This is a genomic window from Paenibacillus sp. FSL E2-0178 (genome assembly GCF_038593005.1).
In the GTDB taxonomy this organism is placed as follows: domain Bacteria; phylum Bacillota; class Bacilli; order Paenibacillales; family Paenibacillaceae; genus Paenibacillus_AQ; species Paenibacillus_AQ phytohabitans.
Window position 1 is genome coordinate 2,628,417 of the sequence record NZ_CP151953.1, and the last position, 18,586, is coordinate 2,647,002.

General features: G+C 53.1%; 13 protein-coding genes. 4 read left to right on the top strand and 9 right to left on the bottom strand.

The genetic code is table 11. From position 1 onward, the window contains the following. Positions 1-27: 27 nt before the first annotated feature. The 6 genes from MHI42_RS11570 to MHI42_RS11595 all read right to left on the bottom strand — a co-directional run bounded on the left by MHI42_RS11570 (position 28) and on the right by MHI42_RS11595 (position 12,388). The gene (locus MHI42_RS11570) at positions 28-1,707 is read right to left on the bottom strand and encodes an ABC transporter substrate-binding protein (RefSeq protein ID WP_342423852.1); all 1,680 of its coding nucleotides are present in this window, start codon (positions 1,705-1,707) and stop codon (positions 28-30) included. A gap of 94 nt (positions 1,708-1,801) precedes the next feature. Then, positions 1,802-2,707 (bottom strand): carbohydrate ABC transporter permease, encoded by a 906-nt coding sequence (locus tag MHI42_RS11575; RefSeq protein WP_342423853.1) that lies wholly within the window; start codon positions 2,705-2,707, stop codon positions 1,802-1,804. A 15-nt stretch (positions 2,708-2,722) separates the two neighbouring features. Beyond that, positions 2,723-3,607, bottom strand: a complete 885-nt coding sequence (locus tag MHI42_RS11580; protein WP_039307795.1) for an ABC transporter permease subunit — start codon at positions 3,605-3,607, stop codon at positions 2,723-2,725. A gap of 1,180 nt (positions 3,608-4,787) precedes the next feature. Continuing rightward, positions 4,788-7,079 carry a helix-turn-helix domain-containing protein gene (locus MHI42_RS11585; protein ID WP_171718794.1) on the bottom strand — a complete coding sequence of 764 codons (2,292 nt, stop codon included), beginning with the start codon at positions 7,077-7,079 and terminating at the stop codon, positions 4,788-4,790. 257 nt (positions 7,080-7,336) lie between these two features. Further along, positions 7,337-11,290 carry a X2-like carbohydrate binding domain-containing protein gene (locus MHI42_RS11590; protein WP_342423854.1) on the bottom strand — a complete coding sequence of 1,318 codons (3,954 nt, stop codon included), beginning with the start codon at positions 11,288-11,290 and terminating at the stop codon, positions 7,337-7,339. A 678-nt stretch (positions 11,291-11,968) separates the two neighbouring features. Beyond that, a complete protein-coding gene (locus tag MHI42_RS11595; protein WP_342423855.1) occupies positions 11,969-12,388 on the bottom strand; it encodes a MarR family transcriptional regulator in 420 nt (139 codons plus the stop codon). A 287-nt stretch (positions 12,389-12,675) separates the two neighbouring features. Between MHI42_RS11595 and MHI42_RS11600 the strand changes: the two genes are divergently transcribed. Further along, positions 12,676-14,310, top strand: a complete 1,635-nt coding sequence (locus MHI42_RS11600; protein ID WP_342423856.1) for an MDR family MFS transporter — start codon at positions 12,676-12,678, stop codon at positions 14,308-14,310. A 99-nt stretch (positions 14,311-14,409) separates the two neighbouring features. On the opposite strand, the gene MHI42_RS11605 is transcribed toward MHI42_RS11600, so the two are convergent. Together MHI42_RS11605 and MHI42_RS11610 are read right to left on the bottom strand one after the other, a co-directional pair. Next, positions 14,410-14,877, bottom strand: coding sequence for a MarR family winged helix-turn-helix transcriptional regulator (locus MHI42_RS11605; protein WP_042134894.1), 468 nt, complete (start codon positions 14,875-14,877; stop codon positions 14,410-14,412). A gap of 82 nt (positions 14,878-14,959) precedes the next feature. Beyond that, positions 14,960-15,394, bottom strand: a complete 435-nt coding sequence (locus MHI42_RS11610) for a MarR family transcriptional regulator (protein WP_171718791.1) — start codon at positions 15,392-15,394, stop codon at positions 14,960-14,962. A gap of 118 nt (positions 15,395-15,512) precedes the next feature. On the opposite strand from MHI42_RS11610, the gene MHI42_RS11615 reads away from it, so the two are divergent. Continuing rightward, positions 15,513-15,968 carry a CBS domain-containing protein gene (locus MHI42_RS11615; protein WP_039309990.1) on the top strand — a complete coding sequence of 152 codons (456 nt, stop codon included), beginning with the start codon at positions 15,513-15,515 and terminating at the stop codon, positions 15,966-15,968. 67 nt (positions 15,969-16,035) lie between these two features. Here MHI42_RS11615 and MHI42_RS11620 read toward each other — a convergent pair whose 3' ends face one another. Further along, on the bottom strand, positions 16,036-16,635 hold the full coding sequence (locus tag MHI42_RS11620) for a TetR/AcrR family transcriptional regulator (protein WP_076242560.1): 600 nt from the start codon (positions 16,633-16,635) through the stop codon (positions 16,036-16,038). Between the two features lie 175 nt (positions 16,636-16,810). Between MHI42_RS11620 and MHI42_RS11625 the strand changes: the two genes are divergently transcribed. Both MHI42_RS11625 and MHI42_RS11630 read left to right on the top strand, forming a co-directional pair. Next, complete coding sequence (locus MHI42_RS11625) at positions 16,811-17,698, top strand: ABC transporter ATP-binding protein (protein WP_042134887.1); 888 nt, start codon at positions 16,811-16,813, stop codon at positions 17,696-17,698. Continuing rightward, the gene (locus tag MHI42_RS11630) at positions 17,695-18,507 is read left to right on the top strand and encodes an ABC transporter permease subunit (protein ID WP_342423857.1); all 813 of its coding nucleotides are present in this window, start codon (positions 17,695-17,697) and stop codon (positions 18,505-18,507) included. Before MHI42_RS11625 ends, MHI42_RS11630 begins: the two co-directional genes overlap by 4 nt. Positions 18,508-18,586 lie beyond the last annotated feature (79 nt).

Genomic DNA, 18,586 nt, shown 5'->3' on the forward strand with positions numbered 1-18,586 from the left:
CCGCCCGCGTTTCCGCGCTATCCGGCTTTATTTCGCTGACACATCATAAGCCTTCTGCAAAATCTCCAGATAGCGGTCCAGCTTCAGGTCTTTAAGACCTTTTACATAAGCATCCCAGTCCTTGTTCAGATCCTTGTTGCCCGTAATGAACTGCAGCTCGTTCTGCTCAATGTAGTTTCTGAGGTTCGTCTGCAGCATGCTGGCTTCATCGATGTCACTTGGGTCAATCCAGATCGACCAGAGCGGGAACAGATCCTTCGGTTCATGGCCCTCATACAGCAGCGTAGCATCATAGAGTCTGCGTTCATATCCGTTGGAAGCATAGATATCTGTTCCCTGGACAAAAGTATCGCGGTACTCCTTCGGCATATAGAAGTGACCCATTCCGCTCCAGCCCGCATTGCGCGGCGCTTCGCCTTCTGCCATCGGAATCTGCTTGATCACCGGCTTCGAATCCTTGCCGAGTGCCACATCCCCTTCACCCGGATCGGTCCAGTCAATGCCTTTCATCCCGCTGGCCGAGTTAGTCTGGCCTTCCGGCGTGAACATATAATCGACCATTTTGATCAAAGCAATCTGTGCTTTTTCACTCGCTTTGTTGGTAATGACAAACTTGGCTCCCGGCGATACACCGCCTGCATCATGTGTAGCAAATGAGACTCCGGAAGGACCGGTAAGCGGAGCAAGCGGGTTGTAATGAGCTGAACGCGTGTTGCCCGGGTCAATATTGATGAAGATGGCAGGGTGCATGCCCGCACCGGCGCCAAGAATTTCCGCATCGGCGTTCTCGCCGATTTTCTTGAAAGCTTCAGCATTCTGTGTAAAAGCCCCCGGATCAATTAGCCCGGCATCGAACAGGGATTTGATATACGTCAGGCCCTCTTTCCATTCCGGCTTGATGGCTGCTGATTCGACCTTGCCGTCCGGTGTCAGGTTGAGGTAATTGCGGTCATCGTCATAGACGAAGCTGTTCATCAGATAAGGAATAATCCGTACACCGAAATCTTCAGTGGAACCGCTCAGTGGCACTTCATCGGCCTTGCCGTTGCCGTTCGGGTCCTGTGTCTTGAAGGCTTCCAGCATCTGCTTGAACTCCTCGGTAGTTTTCGGTGCTTCCAGATTCAGCTTTTTGAGCCATTCGGTGTTGATCCACATTTTATTCGGATAAGAGCAGTGGAAGCATTCCGTGTAAGCACCCAGCCCGTAAATATTGCCGTCCGGCGCCGTGTTCAGCGTCTTCAGCGCAGGCGTTTTTTCCATTGCTGCCTTAATGTTCGGTGCATACTTGTCAATTAGATCATTCAGCGGCACAAGAACGCCCTGCTGGCCGTATTTCAGCACATCGCCCTGCGAGAATTCATCAATATAGGCGGTGAGCAGGTACGCATCAGGATAGTCGCCGCTGGCCAGCGAGATCTGGCGTTTCTCTTTGGCCCCGTCGGACGGGTTGATCTGCCAATCGAACTTGATGTTGAATTTGTCCTGAAGGAAGGTGGTGAATTTATTGGTCGGAATATCAATGCCCGATTCCTGGACGGCAAAGACGCTGACCTCAACAGGTGCTGCCGCAGCCGGTGTATTTCCGCTTGCATTCCCGCTGGTGGCCTGGGCGCCCGAAGGGCTGTCTGTATTTTTGCCCGAGCATCCGCTGATCACAACTGTAAGTACCGTTACCAGCATTAACAGACTAATAAGGCTTTTCTTCAAAATCAATCACTCCCTTTTTTTGAGTTGAACAGGGTGGATATTTCTTGCTGCCGGCTGATGAACTCACCCCCTTTGCAGATGTACATGCCAGTTCTCAGCCCTTAACGGACCCGACCAGCATCCCTTGAACGAAATAACGCTGCACAAAAGGATAAATCACCAGCACCGGCAGCGTAGCCACAACAATCAGCGCATATTTCAGAAGCTCCGCCATCTGCTGCCGTTCTACCATCGCCATCGCATCCATCGCTCCGGAACTGTTGTTCTGGATAATGATACTGCGCAGCACCAGCTGAAGCGGGAACAGATCCGCCGTCTTCAGATAGATCAGTGCGTCGAAATAGGAGTTCCACTGGCCTACGGCGTACATCAGCACCAGCACCGCAAGGATCGGCTTGGATAACGGAAGCACTACGCTGCGGATGAACCGCATGTCACTGCAGCCGTCAATCTCACTGGCTTCAAGCAGCTCCTCCGGGATTGAGGCCTGGAAGAAGGAACGGGCGATGATCACCTGCCACACCCAGATGGCATTCGGAATCAGGAGCGCCCAGCGGGTATCGATCAGGTGCATTTGCCGGACCACCATATAGGTGGGGATCAGCCCGCCGCTGAAGATCATCGTGAACGTTATTACCATCATTAACGCATTCCGTCCAAAAAACGCTTTGCGCGACAACGGATAAGCAATCATAACCGTCATGGTGACGCTGATCAGTGTGCCGGCCGCCGTATAAAAAATTGAATTGGCATAGCCGGAAACAATCTCATGCGTGCTGAACAGCACCTTGAACGCCTTGAAGGAAATATCGACGGGCCAGAGCCATACACGCCCTGAGGTTACAGCCGCCGGACTGCTGATGGAGCTGCTGATAATGAAGATAAGCGGGTACAGTACGGCTATCACCACTAGGATGAGCACCGTATAGACCACAGTGAGGAAAATCCGGTCACCGGTGGATTCTTTGATTTTTTGGGAAACTGCTGCCGAAGCGGCCATACGAGCACTCCTTTCCTACCAGATGCTGTTGTTCGTGATTCGTTTGGCCAAGCCGTTAACCGTAAGCAGCAGGACCAGGTTAATTAAGGAATTGAATAAGCCGACGGCGGTGGCGAAGCTGTAATTGGCATTCAGCAGGCCGATCCGGTACACATACGTAGCGATGATCTCGGAATTGACGATATTCAGCGGATTCTGCAGCAGATAGACCTTTTCGAAACCGATCGCCATCACATTGCCTACATTTAGAATAAGGATAATCACGATTGTCGGGACGATGCCCGGAAGGTCGATGTGGCGGATTTTCTGGAACCTTGAAGCTCCGTCCACCTTGGCGGCCTCGTACAGCGTAGGGTCAATGCCGGCCAGGGCGGCCAGATAGATGACGGCGCTATAGCCTGCGGTCTGCCAAATATCGGACCAGACATAAATCGAGCGGAACATGCCGGGCTCCCCGAGGAAATTCACCGACTCCAGCCCGAAGAAATTCAGGGCAATATTGGCGAAGCCGAGGCGCGGAGCGAGAAACAGCATAATAATCGATACCATGACCACCGTCGAGATAAAGTAAGGAGCGAAGGAGACCAGCTGGACAAACCGTTTGAACCGTCCGCCGCGGATTTCGTTGATCATCAGTGCCAGCAGGATGGGAATCGGGAACCCCGCCAGCAGCAGGAAGCCGCTCAGCAGAATGGTATTCTTCACCAGCGTCCAGAACATCGGATTCTCGAAAAAGAGTTCAAAGTTCCTGAAGCCTACCCATGGACTGCCCCATATGCCTTTGATCACGTTATAATCCTTGAACGCCAGAACCGCATTCGCCATCGGATAATACTTGAAGATCAGAAAAAACAGCAAAGGTGGAATGACCAGCAGATGGAGCTGCCAGTGCTTCAGCATGCTTTTTCCGGCGTTCGAGAGCCAGCTCTGGCCTTTCCTCCGGGGCGCCGGCTTGTTGTTTAATATCAGATTTCTCTCCAGATTAATCCCCCCTAAAGATTGTGCCAGCGTGTACTGCGTTGGTTTGTGCTCATGATTGTTCTTCGTGCAAAAATCACTGCGGAAGCGTGTGACTGGTTTCCGTGTGGCTTCGTTAGCTCATTTTGCGTAAAACTTGCTGCGGAAGCAGGTACTTGGTTGTGCTAAGTTGCTTCACTTGAATTGCTTCAAGCAGAACTTGCTGCGGAAGCAGGTGTTTAGGTTTGACTGGCTAAACTGTGTGATAGCGCTTTCTCCACGACTCGATCATAAGGTGCTGCGCCGGGTCTTGAACAGGTACATTTCCGTATTTTGCGTACAGTTCACCCGGATTCCGGGGTCCATTGCATGCGCTTACATCCCGCATTCCGCTTATACCTTGTCCAAATGAGGAGCACTTCTGCCCCTCATTTCCTCGTCCCGCCCACTTTTGGCGGATTCAGGGGCACTTCTGCCCCTCATTTCCTCATCCCGCCTACTTTTGGCGGAATCAGGGGCACTTCTGCCCCTCATTTCCTCGTCCCGCCCACTTCTGGCGGATTCTGGGGCACTTCTGCCCCTCATTTCCTCATCCCGCCTACTTTTGGCGGAATCAAAGGGATTTATCCCTCTCATTCTGCCTTCCCGCCCACTTTCCGGCGCATTTAAAGGGATTTATCCCTCTCATTCTCCCTTCCCGCCCACTTTCCGGCACATTTAAAGGGATTTATCCCTCTCATTCCTGCCTTCCCGCCCACTTCCGGCGCATTTAAGGGGAGTTATCCCTCTCATTCTCCCTTCCCGCCTACTTTCCAGCGCATTCAAAGGGATTAATCCCTCTGATTCCAGCATTTCGCACGATTGGGGCGGCATTAAAGGGATTTATCCCTCTCACCCTGCCTTCCCGCTCACTTCCGGTGCATTTAAAGGCAGCTGCTATTTCCGGCTAACTCAACTTGGTACTAATTTAAAATGAGAAAATTTGTTTTATCAACATTTATCTGAATGGTGTTCTTTTCCTAGAGGTGTTCTTTTCTAAACGTTGTACTTTACCAGACAAGAAAAAACGGTCGCGCGTCCGGACCATGGACAGCTGCAGCCGCTTGAGCATGTGATATCAATACTATTCGCCATGCGATTGTCGGTAGGTGCTCGGCGAAATGCCCGTCAGCCGCTTGAACGCCCGCCGGAAAGAATGTGAGCTGTTGTAGCCGACTCTGGCCGCGATCTCATCCACCGTGTACCGGCTCTCTCGCAGCAGGACTGCCGCCTCATCCATCCGCACCTTAATCAGGTGATCCGAATAATTGACCCCCGTCACTTCCTTGAACAGCTGCGAGATATATTTCTCGGGCCGCTCCACATGCTCGGCGACGCGGTACAGGGTGAGCTCGGTATCGGCGTACATTTCTGCGGTATACTGGTACATCTGCTTGATGATCTGGGTGTGCGCATCCTTCTTTTTGTTGGTGATGAATCCGCATAGCTCTCCGGTCAGCTCAAGGAATTCCGTCTGGATTCTCTCCAGCGGCGCCGAGGTGTCAATGTCGATAATCTGCCGTTTGACGCTCTCCCCCAGGGGGGACTCCATGAATATTTTTTGATCCAGCAGCTTGAGGAAGGTGCCCTTCATCTCCCCGATCAGCTGATGCTTCATTTCCATCGACAGCTCGCGGGGCCCCAGATTCTGTGCAAAAGTAGCCTCCATAATCCGCTCCGCCTCGGCCAGCTCGCCGGCGCGGATCGTACTGATCAGCCGCTGCTCCGTCTCCAGAGGATAATAATAGGTCGTATTCTCAATCTGCACCTCCTGATGGCGCATGACTCCTTTACGGTTCGTATATACGGCATATTCCAGTGCCTGTCTGGCCTGCTCGAAGGACTGGCTAACCTCAGTAACCGACGAGAAATACTCCCCGAAGCCGCCCTGCACCGAAATGCGGTATTCCTCAAACACTCGCTGAACCCCCTGATCCATCAGGCGTTCCATCCCATCTTCCTTGCCCGCCGGGCCACCGTCAGCCGGGCTGGAGAAGAACAAAATGACTATTTTGTCAGAGCCCATATCTGTCATCGGGAGCGGACCCGCCAGCTCGGCAAACGTCTGCTTCAGCAGAAGCCGGGCCGCATTCAGCTCATTCAGGATTTCAACACTGTCCATACCGGAATACCCTTTGATCTGCAGAATTCCCGCATACCCGGTTCCTTCACCCAGTCCGATATCCGCCTGCTCGGCTGCCGAGACAATCTCCTCCCTGGATTCGAATTCCCCGGCGATCAGCCGTTTGAGAAAAGCATCCCGGACCAGCGGCAGCTGACGGTTAAGCTCAGTCTCCAGCAGCTTGTTCTTCGTTATCATATCGGCGATATTCCCACTCAGGAAGTCGAATTCATTGCGCTCCGGACTGTCCTCCTTGCCGAACTGCTCCTTCATCACGGCCAGCAGACGGTTAATTGGCATACTGTTTCTGTAGGCAAGCACAAGCCCGGCCAGCAGACCGAGGAACAGGGCGCCGGCCGTAATCAGCCAGGTCATATGCTTAATTTTATTGGCGTTCTCCATCAGCACACTGCGGGGAATCCCCGCCTGGTACACCCAGCCGTTCGTGCCGGAGCGGGTCGTGATCACGAGATCATCCCTGTAGAACTGGCTTACCTTATCCGCGTCAAAAAAAGGATCAGCAGCCAGCTTATCCACGTAACCATCATTTTGCCCCTGCAGCACTATGGTATTGCCGTCCGCATCGCTGATATGCACCCAGCCGCCATCACGCTCGGTCAGCCCGGACAGCAGACTGGCGATAATCTTCTCGTCAATATTAACCACCACGACAGCCGGCGAAGAATTATTGAAGCTATCCAGCGGCAGGGACTGCATATAGGTGATTACCGAGGTAGGTGTACCTTTACTCACAAAAGCGCTCAGCGGCTTAATCTCACTCCGGTGCGTACGGTCCAGAATCTCCTTTTTCCACTCCTCCAGCGGGAGATCCTTGTAGTGATAGATCTCGTAATAATGATCCGGGCGGTAGGAGGAGCCGGCAGTCAGCACCAGATCATAATTGGCCAGATAAATATAATAGTCCTGCAAAAAATCATTCGTCTGTCCGAAGGTCAGGACATTGCGCATGGCTCTCCAGATCCCGAACACATTCGTTTCACGGCCTTGTTCATTCATCAGAACATTCAGTTCCTGATTAATGGCCAGCTGCCGGGTAAGCCCTTCAACCTCAGCCATGCGGCGCTCCAGAATCTCCTGGCTTTTCTCCAGCTGGGTCACGCTGTTCTCAATCGAAATGGACTGGGTTACAGAGATTGAGGTGTGGTACGACATATAGCCCCCAATGCTGGGAATAATTAAGATGACCAGATAGGAGATCAGAAATCTGCGGAACACCTTGGAGTACTTGGGCATGGTAAGATTCTCCCCTCTATTGGTAGCGCTATCATAATATTAGCTTAAAACAATTTGCCGTCCAGTCAAGCTTTTGTCCTGCGCCTCCGCGCGGCGGCCATCGGGAATTTAATAAAAAGCAGCGATGCAGGCCGGCATCACTGCTTTTTATTAGTAATTCCGATCTCGCTGCAGACAACTGCCGCCCGGCGCGAGATTCGCGCGAGCGGCAGTGCAAGCGGATGATTAACATTAGTCAGATATTAGAAATCCAGGAATCAGGAGCCGCTGAACTGCTCACCGCCTCCGTCTGCAGGCTTCCAGGCATGATTCACCGAAGCCTCCATGATATCGGCATAAGCCCAGTGGGTAAGCGGAACATCCCGCCACGGGGTAACTGCCATCCCGCGTAATGGTCCTCTGCCGGTAAGTCTGTTAATCACCGTAACCGCCTCTGCCCGGGTTAAAGGATTGCCGGGCTTGAAGCTACCGTCGCTGTAGCCGCTCAGTATTCCGGCAACCTGCGCCTTCAGGATGGCTGCCTCTGCCCAGTGCCCGGCAATATCCGGGAATCCGCGGCCTGCCGCCGTGTCTGCCGTGTCTGCCGGTATCAGTACGGCTGCCAGACTCGCCATCTCTGCACGGGTAATCAGCTGCGCCGGTTTGAAGCTGCCATCGCTGTAACCGGTCATCATCCCGGCTTCGGCCACAGCGGATATCGCCGCTGCTGCCCAGTAATCTGCGCTTACATCGCTGAACGATGCCGCTGATCCGCCGGCCTCTGGTGTGATGGCTGCGAACAGCAGCGATGCCATCTCGGCGCGGGTAATCTTCTGATTCGGCTTAAATAAGCCGTCCGGATATCCTTTGGCATATGCGGAATGATGTTCCTCTGCAATGCCCGGCGTAGAAGATGGAACCGGCGCAGATGTCGGCGATGGCGCTACAGTTACTGCAGGCGAAGCGGTTGCAGCCGGAGCCGGATTACCTCCGGTTTGCGCCGTGGCTCCGGGCTGTGGTGTGGCTGTAGCTTCCGGCGTTGCAGCAGGTTCCGGTGTTGCACTTGGAGCCGGTGTTGCCGTCGGCTCTTCACCCGGACCCTCGTCAGCAGCCGGCAAGGTGATTCTTAACTGATCGGCCAGCATAAGACCGCCTGACTTCTTCACAGCCTTCAGCACATGCGGGCCTGCCTCAAGTCCTGTAATCACGGCAATACTCTGCAGAATCTGCCGGTTCGCGCTATAGGCGCTGACTGTCTGCCGCAGTTCGCCGTCCACGTACAGCTCAATGTCGCCCATTTCCGGGCCCGTCGGCCCTACGAGCGAAATCCCGCTACCCTTGAAGACATATTCGACATAATCACCATCACTCTCCGTGTAATGCACATCATTCTGATAATCACCGCTGAATTCAAAGGTCAGCGTAAGTGTTCCAGCCGGCTGAGCGGCCAGATAGGACTTCGCGAGCGTAACTGTACTGCCGGAGAGCGTATAATCCGTATCCTCTACCAACGTGTAAGACCCTTGGCGGATGCCGCCGAACAGTCCCGGCTGCCGGAGCAGCGTCACGTCTATATCGGCCTGAGCCGCAGCTGCCTTGTCGAAGACAGCCTCCACAGGATTAACGAGATCGGGAATCTCCACCTTCAGCATATCCAGCAGCATGAACCGGCCTGACTTCTTCACTGCCCGCAAAGTATGAATGCCTTCCGGAAGACCGGAAATGCTGTACAGATTCTGCTGGGCCAGCCGCCCGTTGCGGTACGCGCTTACGGTTTCTTTGAATTCTCCATCGACATAGATATCCATATCCCCCTGCGAGCTGTCTACTTCGGTATACAGACTGATCCCTGTCCCGTTGAAGGCGTACTCGAAGGAATCACCGTTCAGCTCGGTGTACTGCACATCATCCTTGTAGTCTCCCATGTTTCTTCCTGTACTGCGCGACCAGGAGCCATTATAGGTAATTCCGGGATCATCATTGTTGATCTGTTCGTAGCGCACTGTAGAGGAGCCTGTTATCTGGACAGTGCACAGCTCACTGCTTCCACCGTCGAAGCTAAGCGCCAGCTCCGTAAGGCCGGATGGCTGGTTGAACAGATACTCCTTTTTCAGGATGACTGTGCTGCCGTCAGCAGTGTAATCGGCGCCCGGCAGCAGAGCAACGCCATTATTCGTGATTGCCAGCAGCGAGTCGCTGCCGGCTGCCAGTGCAAGCTCCAGATCCGCCTGGCTGCCGGGCGCCTTGTCGAAGCTGCCTGCCTGCGGATTAATCAGCTGGCCTGCCGTAATCCGCAGCGCATCAAGCAGCATATATTGGCCGGAGTCCTTGACCACCTTCAGAGTATGCTCACCTTCCGCCAGCCCCGAAGCGCTATATACGATCTGCTGGGCTTCCTTATCCCCGGACGTATATGTGCTTACCCGGTCCGGACTTGCAGCATCGTCCAGATACACCAGCATATCGCCTTGTGCGGGGTCCTTCTCCGTCAGCAGCTCAATTCCCGTACCGCTGAAGGTATACTGGAAATAGTCACCGTTCTGCTCCGTATAGTGCACATCTGCCCTGTGGTCCCCGGCAGATCTGCCGGTCGAGGAAGACCAGGAGCCGCTGTAGGTGATCGCCGGATTGCTGTCATTGACATAGACCGAGCGGGTAACCGAAGCTCCGCTGCCTGTTCCCGGATCACTCGGATCTGCTCCAGCTCCGCCTCCCTGTTGCCCGCCGTCTCCAGGCTCTCCTTCACCCGGAACCGAGGAGGAATCCGTGATGCTGATATTCATATCCTGGCTGCCGGGAACCTGCTCTTTACCGCCGTTACGCTGCCAGGAGCCGGTGTAGCGCAGCCCGGTATCATCATCATTAACAATCGAGGTGCCCTCCTTGGCTGTCACCTTGAACATCCGCGAAGCATGCGGTTCAAGCGCTCCTGCACTGTAGCCGTCCCCGAAGGTTCCAAGCTCCGTGTGGCTCCAGAGATCGCGGACAGAAGCGGGACCCTCGAGTCCGATATCGCTCCACTTCACCTCCACTGCTGCACTGCGGCTGCCGAGATTGAACAGCGCCACATTGTAGGTACCGTCGCCGTTATTCGCATACCACACCTGCTGCTTCGTATCCATCGACACCGGATGTGCCGGACGACCTGACTGGTTGACGGCAATGACCTCATCATTCGTCAGCAGCTGCAGGCCATAGTCGTCAAGCCGGGTCATGTCGTTGCCGATATAGAGCTGCGCCGCAGATACGGCCCAGAAGGTCATGGCTGTCTGCCGTTCATCCTTGGTCAGACCATCCATCGCACCGTTTCCGACATTGAGCGAATCAAAGTCATTCCATCCGCCGGGACCGGCATCCCGCCACCATACGGCAGCATCCGGGAACAGCCGGGCGATATTGGCCCACTGGGTTAATCCCACATTGCTGTCGTAGGCTTCAACATCCCACTGGATCCGCCAGCCGTTGGCGTATTTCTTCCAGAAGTCCACATAATTATGATCGAGCGCCCAGGAGAGCTCGAACCAGATGTCATGCCGGGCCAAAGCCTTGGACCAGGCTTCCACATCGCCGCGTGCATCAAGACTCAGATTGTTGATTCCCGATCCCGGAGTTACGCTGTCAAATTTGACGAAGTCAATCCCCCATTCGCCAAGCATATCGGCGATGGAATCAATATACTTTTGCGCGCAGGGGTTGCTGAAATCGATCTTGTAGCTGTAAGCATTCCAGGCATCCACAATCTTGAGCGGCTGCACGGCAATGTCCTGCATCCGGCATTCACCGGCAGTTCCGTAGATTTCTAGATTCTGATTATAGGCGTCGATGGACAAGCCGGGGATCAGGTAGATTCCGATTTTCTGCCCGTTGTTGTGGACATAGTCGATAACCTCCTGGAACCCGTTCGGGTAACGCTCAGTACTTGGAATAGGCCTGCCGTATTCATCCATACTTCCGTTCCAGCCAGCGTCAATATTAATATACTCATAGCCGTGCGACTGCAGCTTCTCATGCATGGCATCCGACTGCTTCTTGATGCTGTCCGCCGATATCCAGTTCCCTGAAGGCTCATACACCTGCATACTGAAGCTGCTCCAGCCCATATAAGGCTTCTGTGCCAGCTCCTTGTCAGCTGCCTCCGCTACATTCTGCCTGGTTCCCGCAAGTCCGGTTTGCGCTGCTGTCATGATCAGCATCAGCAGGCACAAGCCGATTTTCTTACCCAAAGACTTCAAATATCCCAGCTCCCCTCGGCAATTTATAAAGCGCTTTCTATTCCTGCCGCAACTTACCCACTGCATGCTCATTGCATGCTCTCTGCTTACTCATGATGAGACGGCCAATAATGGTAGCGCTTTCCATACGAGTTGATCATAGAGGGGTTTTGCCATCCTTGGATAGGTACATCTGCGGTGTTCGGCGTACAGCTTCCCCTGTTCGAGGGGGACAAAACTCAGGCGGGCATCCAGTTTTCCTGCAGTTATTGCTCCTTGTGATGGTAAATGGCGCCCCAGAGATTAATTGGATTTCCTCCACTTCCTAAGGCCTCACGGGTAGCCTTACCGATTTTAGCTGGATTTTCTCCACCTAATTTTCCCTCTTCCCTCGTTTTTCTCCGATCCGTGTGGCAGCAAGTGCTATTTCTCCAACTAATCTACCGTATACAGAGGTTTCTGCATTATTAGATGTCGTTTTTCCACTTAGCTGCCTTCTCTTCTTTACGTGTGGACCAAGCAGAAATTGCCTGCAGTGTAGAGGACATTGGCACAATCTGCGATAATCACGCAACAGAAAAACCGCCTGAAATCAGACGGTTAGCAAAAGTGGAATTTATAGTTTAAAGTCTTCATCGCTTACAGGTTTACAGCTTCCATGTTCCAGCTTACAGGTTTATAAGTTACCCGGATCACGGCTCATTCGGACGCATTCCCCATTACCCGCGGCCGTACCTCGTTCACGGCTTCCATCAGACGGCCGCAGGTTGAGATCAGCTGATCAATCTCCTCCCGGCCCACCTTATCGATAATCTCGGCCAGCACATCCGAATAACGGTCCATTCTGCTGCCGAATACCGCCTGGCCTTTGGCCGTCAGGCAGATATAGATGACCCTGCGGTCGGTTTCGGACATCACGCGTTCAATATAACCCTTCTCTTCCAGCGTACTGACCATTTGTGAAGCCGTCGGCCGGCTGACCTGCATCAGCTCACTTAATCTGGAGACCATCAGGCCGCGGCACGGGCCTCCCCGTTCCTGTTCATCCGCCTCCTGTTGCTTCATGGCTGCATGTATGACAAACATCGTTACAAATTCTCCATGCGGGATAGAGTCCATGCTCTGCTGACGGGGGGTTAGGCGTTTTATATTTTCCAGTGTGATAAGCAGCTGCCTTTCCTGACTGTCCTGGATACTCATGAGACACCTCCGTTCTATATCATTAGATTACCTACCTAACATGTGAAAATCAATACAAACCGCTATTATCTTCCGATAAAAAATAAAATTATTGTGATGTTTAAAATAGTTGTGTATTATACATAAAAGGTAGTTTGGCTACCTAATTAGAATATCATAAAAGGCCAAACTATAATACGTATAGGATCAAAGGAGAGTACCCTGCCATGGAGCATCTCACGCAAAAAAAGAAAGTAACCATTATGATCGCCTTAATGGCGGCTATGTTCTTCGCGGCGATCAACCAGACAATTGTCGGCACCGCAATGCCCCGGATTATTGCCATCCTGGGCGGAATTGAGCATTACACCTGGGTCATCACCATCTATATGCTGACCTCCACCATTGCCACGGTGCTGGTCGGTAAGTTATCCGACATTTACGGCCGCAAGCCCTTCCTGCTCGCCGGGATTGTTATTTTTATCATCGGGGCCTTCCTGTCGGGCTTGTCTGACAACATCTATCAGATGATCACCTACCGCGGGATACAGGGTGTTGGCGGCGGAATTCTGATGTCGGCCACCGTCACTGCCGTAGGCGACCTGTTCGCTCCCCGGGAAAGGGCGAAGTGGACGGGAATTATGATGGCCATGTTCGGCTTCTCCAGCGTAATCGGTCCTACCCTCGGCGGATTCATGGTCGATCATATGGATTGGCGCTGGATCTTCTGGATCTTCCTGCCGCTCGGGATTGTAGCGTTCATCATGATCTGGAGAATGTTCCCCAAAGGAACGCGCGCAACTTCCGAAACGATTGACTATCCGGGCTCCATCTTCCTGTCCCTCAGCATCGTCGCCCTGCTGCTCGGCTTCTCCTGGGCAGGCACCAAATATGCCTGGAGTTCACCGGAGATTCTCGGACTGTTCGCGGCAGCGATTGCCGGTGCAGTCATTCTGATTCTGATTGAGCGCAAAGCCAAGAGTCCGGTGCTGCCGCTCTCCCTGTTCAAGAATTCGATTGTCACCATCTCGATGATTATCGGCTTCCTGATGAATGCGGGCATGATGGGCGCCATGATCTATCTGCCGTTCTTCGTGCAAGGGGTCGAGGGCGTGTCCCCGACCAATTCCGGCTTCATCAACATGCCGATGTCGCTGATGATGATTGTGCTCAGCACACTGGCCGGACGCTGGATCTCCAAGTCCGGTAAATACAAGCGCTACGCCATGATCGGCATGCCGTTTATGGTCGCCGCCATGATCATGATGGCCTTCATGAACAGCATAATTATGGCTGTGGCCAGCATGATCGTGTTCGGGATCGGACTCGGGCTGGCGATGCCGGTATTCACGCTGACCGTGCAGAACGCCGTGGCTCCGCAGATGCTGGGCGTAGCTACAGCTACCACAACTCTTTTCCGTAACCTTGGCGGTACTATCGGGATTGCCGTTATGGGTACCGTGATGAACACAACTCTTACGCATAGGCTGGAATCTGCGGTGGCCTCCGGCAAAGGTCCCGACCTGTCCAAGCTTGATCCGGAAGCCGCGGGGCAGCTTACAGCCTTCATGAATCCGCAGCTGCTGCTAGACCAGCCTAAGCTGAAGGAGCTGCATACAACGCTGCCGGAGCAGATCCGGCCGCTCTTCAATCAATTGATTGAGATGCTGCGCGGGGCGCTGAGCGACTCCCTGACGGTAGTGTTCCTGAGCGGTACTGCGCTGCTCGTTATTGCAGCCGTGCTTGTTCTGTTCCTGAAGGAGATTCCGCTGCGTTCCAGCGAATCCAAGACAGAGGCTGCCGCAGAGGAATCCGGTGCGGGGAGCAAGCTGCGGAAGGAAACTGCGCCTGCAGGGCATTAACAGATTCACAAGTTAATCCTTATAAACAGCAAAGAGATGTCCCGGAACAGCTGCAGCTGCGGGACATCTCTTTTTGTATACAATGCCCAATATTACTGTTCAGAAATCATTCTGCTGGCTATTCAGCTGCTCGAAATATTCGTATACCCCGTTCAGCAGCTCGCTTAAGGTCTCACTTCGTTCTTTGCCGAGATGGTCAATCATCCCCTGGAAGGTCTCCCGGGATTTCGCCACCGCCATATCGGCAAGATGCGCACCCTTGTCTGTTAGTGTAATGTCGCTGATTCTGCGGTCCTGGCTATCCGGCGTGCGCACAGCGTACCCTTGGGCAATCAGGCTGTTCACCATCTGCGTGACCGTGGGAGAAGTCACTTTGAGGAGCTTGCTGATATCGGAAACCGTCCGCCCCTTGTTGCCTTCCTGCTCCATGCCCTTTTTGATCGAGACCAGCACACGGATTTCACTCGGCTTCAGTCCCCAGAGCGTCGTCTTGCGCCAATTCATCCGGGCAAACTGCTGAAAAGCCTCTATTAAGTCATCAATATGTTCATATTTATCTTCGTTCATCGGTACACCCCATAAGCTTTATTAACTTAAGTATAGCCCAAAACAGCCCAAACCCTCCACTCAGGAAACGGCTCTGCCCTGGTTAATCCTCTTCCAGAAAAGTCGCATTGAATTTCCGCAGCAGCTCCCCGAAGGAATCTCCCTCTTCATCCGACCAGTTTACCAGCAGCTTGCCCATAATTTCCTGCCGCATCTGCCGGTTCTCATCCAGAATTTCTCCGCCCAGCTCCGTAATCTGCAATGTATAGGCCCGTCCATCCACAGGGTCCGGTACACGGATGATATATCCCTTGTTCTCCAGTGCAGCCGCCTGCCTGCTGACGGTGGAGATATCCAGCTGGAATTCATCGGAGAGCATCTTCACTCCGGCAGTTCCGTTATTGAAAGCAATCTGATGCAGCAGCAGGTAGGCCGCCCGGTCGAGATTGCCGATTTTTTTGTACGTGGTAAGTGAAGTCAGACGGCGGACAAGAACCGCCATTTCCAGCTCTATCGTCTCTATTGAACGTTTCTCCATGCAGTCCCATCCTCTTCTCTTTCTTCATTGACATCGTTCTTTCCACTTGTATAATACAAGTATATACTTTCATTATGCAACTTATTTGTGCATGAGATACTTTTCAGGGGGAACCTATATGAAAGCCCATGAGTTCATGATCCGCCAGGTCTACAAGGTCAAGCAGGAAGACACTGTACGGACTTTTATTGAGAAATGCATCACCCACCGGATCAGCGGCATGCCTGTAGTCAATGACCGGAACGAGATTGTCGCTTACTTGAGCGACGGAGATATTATGCGCTATATCGGCAGGCATGAGGATCTGATTGTGGATTCTTTTTTCCAGATCAATGTATTCGTCGGGGATAATGATGAGTTCGAAGAACGGACGCGCAAGCTGCTCAATCTGAACGTCATGGCCATCGCCAAGAAGAAAGTGGTCACTGTGCACTACGAAGAGGACATTGAACAGATCGCCACCATTCTCGGCAAAAAGCAGATCAAAAAGGTCCCCGTTGAGCGTAACCGTGTGCTGGTCGGCATCATCAGCCGCGGCGATGTGATCCGCCATTCCTTCAAGGCTCTGCTCTAGCCAGCTGCTGTGTTCTGCTGTATCCTGCTATGCAAGCTGCCTTACCGGACTGTTGCCGGCGCCGCGTCTATTGCGGCTCCCGGCCGCATAAGCCATAGAAGAAGATGTGAATAAGCTCCTCCAGAAACGCATCCTTATCCTCATGCCCTGCCAGGCTGCCCAGCATCTCTCCCGAGCTCTTAATATATAACTGTATGGTCAGCAGAACCGCCTTCACTGACACTTTATCCGAAATTTCTCCCCGGGCTTTGCCTTCTTCCACCATCTGTACCATCAGCGGTACAATTTGCTCTTCATATTGCCGCTGAATATATACGTACATCTCCTGATCATCAACCATAATCTCCTTGATTGACGCCGGCGGCAGGCTGGAATAGGTCTCCTTCTCCTTAAAAAGGCTATAGGCAATCAGTTCCTTGAGCGATTGCTGCCGCCTCATTTCCTCCCTGAACTCATCAATAGCCTGCTGGATAAAATCCTTGAAAGATTCGCTAATCAGCGCCTCTTTACTCCCGAAATAATTATAAATTGTTACCTGTGACACGCCGGCTTCCCGGGCAATGTCCGCAATTCTCAGCCGCTTCGGCTCCCAGGTGTTTAGCATGGAGATCGTTGTCTTCATGATTTTGTCCTTGATTAGAGCCGTGCGCTTCTCAAAACCGTTCATTTCCTTCACCCTAACTTGACGTTGTAGCCGGGCTGTTTCCCTACCCGAAAAAATAATGAAATATATGAATGTTTTCATTTCATAATTATATTGACTTAGGCGTAGCCTGGGACTATTATAACATCTGAAATATCCATTCAATACTATTTCATTATTTTCTGTCGGGGGTGGCAGCATGCTGCAAGTGGAAGGTTTAACGAAACAATTTTCAAACGGCAAGGGGATTCGCGATGTCTCATTTACCGTGAATAAAGGTGAGGTATTCGGGTTCCTCGGCCCCAACGGCGCCGGCAAATCCACAACGATCCGGCATATTATGGGCTTCATGCGTCCGGACCGCGGCTCGGTAACGATCAATGGCCTCGATGCCTGGAAGGGTCAGGGCCAGGTGCAGCGCCATACCGGTTATCTGCCGGGCGAGATCAGCTTCATCGACGGCATGACCGGAGCAAGCTTCCTGCAGTTCATGGCCTCCATGCAGGGCGTGAAGGACACAGCCAAACGGGAGATGCTGATCCGGCGCCTTCAGTTTGATGCGGCCACCCCGATCCGCAAAATGTCCAAGGGCATGAAGCAGAAGGTCGGCATTGTCGCCGCCTTCATGCACAGCCCCGAAGTGATCATTCTCGATGAGCCTACCTCCGGCCTGGACCCGCTGATGCAGAAGATCTTCACCCAGCTGGTGCTGGAGGAAAAAGCAGCCGGAACCACCTTCCTGATGTCCTCGCACAGCTTTCAGGAGATTGAACGGACCTGCGACCGCGCAGCGATTATCAAAGACGGCAGCATCGTGGCTGTGAAGAATATTCATGAGCTGCAATCCATGCAGCGCAAGCTGTTTGAAATCCTATTCGAAACCCCGGAAGATGCACAGCGGTTCGCCGCCTCCGGTCTGATAATTGATTCTATCGCAGGCAACCGGGTGAGGATTGCCGTGCAAGGCAATTATAATCCGTTCACCGCTGAGCTTGCGAAATATCCGGTCCGCAGCATGGATATCTTTACCCAGAACCTGGAGGATATCTTCATGGACTATTATGACCGGGAGGCGAAGGTGCAATGAATCTGGCCCTATATAAGGAAATGATGCGCGTCAACCTGCGGGGGATTATGAATTACGCCGGGGGTTCGGCTTTTTATATTCTGTTCATGATCTGGCTCTACCCCGGCCTGGCAGATAACACGAAGGCGCTGAACGATCTGGTGCAGGCGATGCCGGAAGGCGTAGGCAAGGCCTTCGGGCTGAATAACGGCTTCTCAAGCGCGGAGGGCTTCATCTCGGGCGAATATTACGGGCTGATTCTCGTCCTGATTCTGGCTATAGTCTGCGTACAGATGTCCACACAGCTGGTGGCCAAGCTTGTGGACCGCGGCTCGATGGCCTACCTGCTGGCTACACCGACAACACGGAGCAAGGTGGCCTTCACCCAGGCGATGGTGCTGGTTACCTCCCTGTTCATCATAATGGCTGTGACCACACTATCCGGCTTCGCAGGCAAAGCCTGGTTCCTCGGCAGCGGCTACGAGTTCGGAATTGCCCGGTTCAGCCAGCTTAACCTGGTGGCATTTCTGCTGTTCTTCGCCATCGGCGGATTCTGCTTCCTGGTCTCCTGTGCCTGCAATGACGAGAAGAAGGCGCTCGGAATCTCCGGGGCGGTCACTTTCGGGTTCTTCACCCTCGATATTCTCGGCAAAATCAGTGATAAGCTGGATGTGCTGCGCTTCTTCACCCTATTCAGCTTCTACCGTCCCGGCGAGATTGTCCAGGGAACAGCAGCCTGGCTAGAGGTCTCCATCTGGCTGCTGATGATTGGGCTGGCCTGCTTCACCATCGGCATACAGCTGTTCAGACGACGGGATTTACCGCTATAACTGGATGGAACCCTGCAAGTCTATTCTCTCCTTGGAACAGTTGCGGCACCTTGCTTTTTGTGTCATTGTAAAAGCAGGT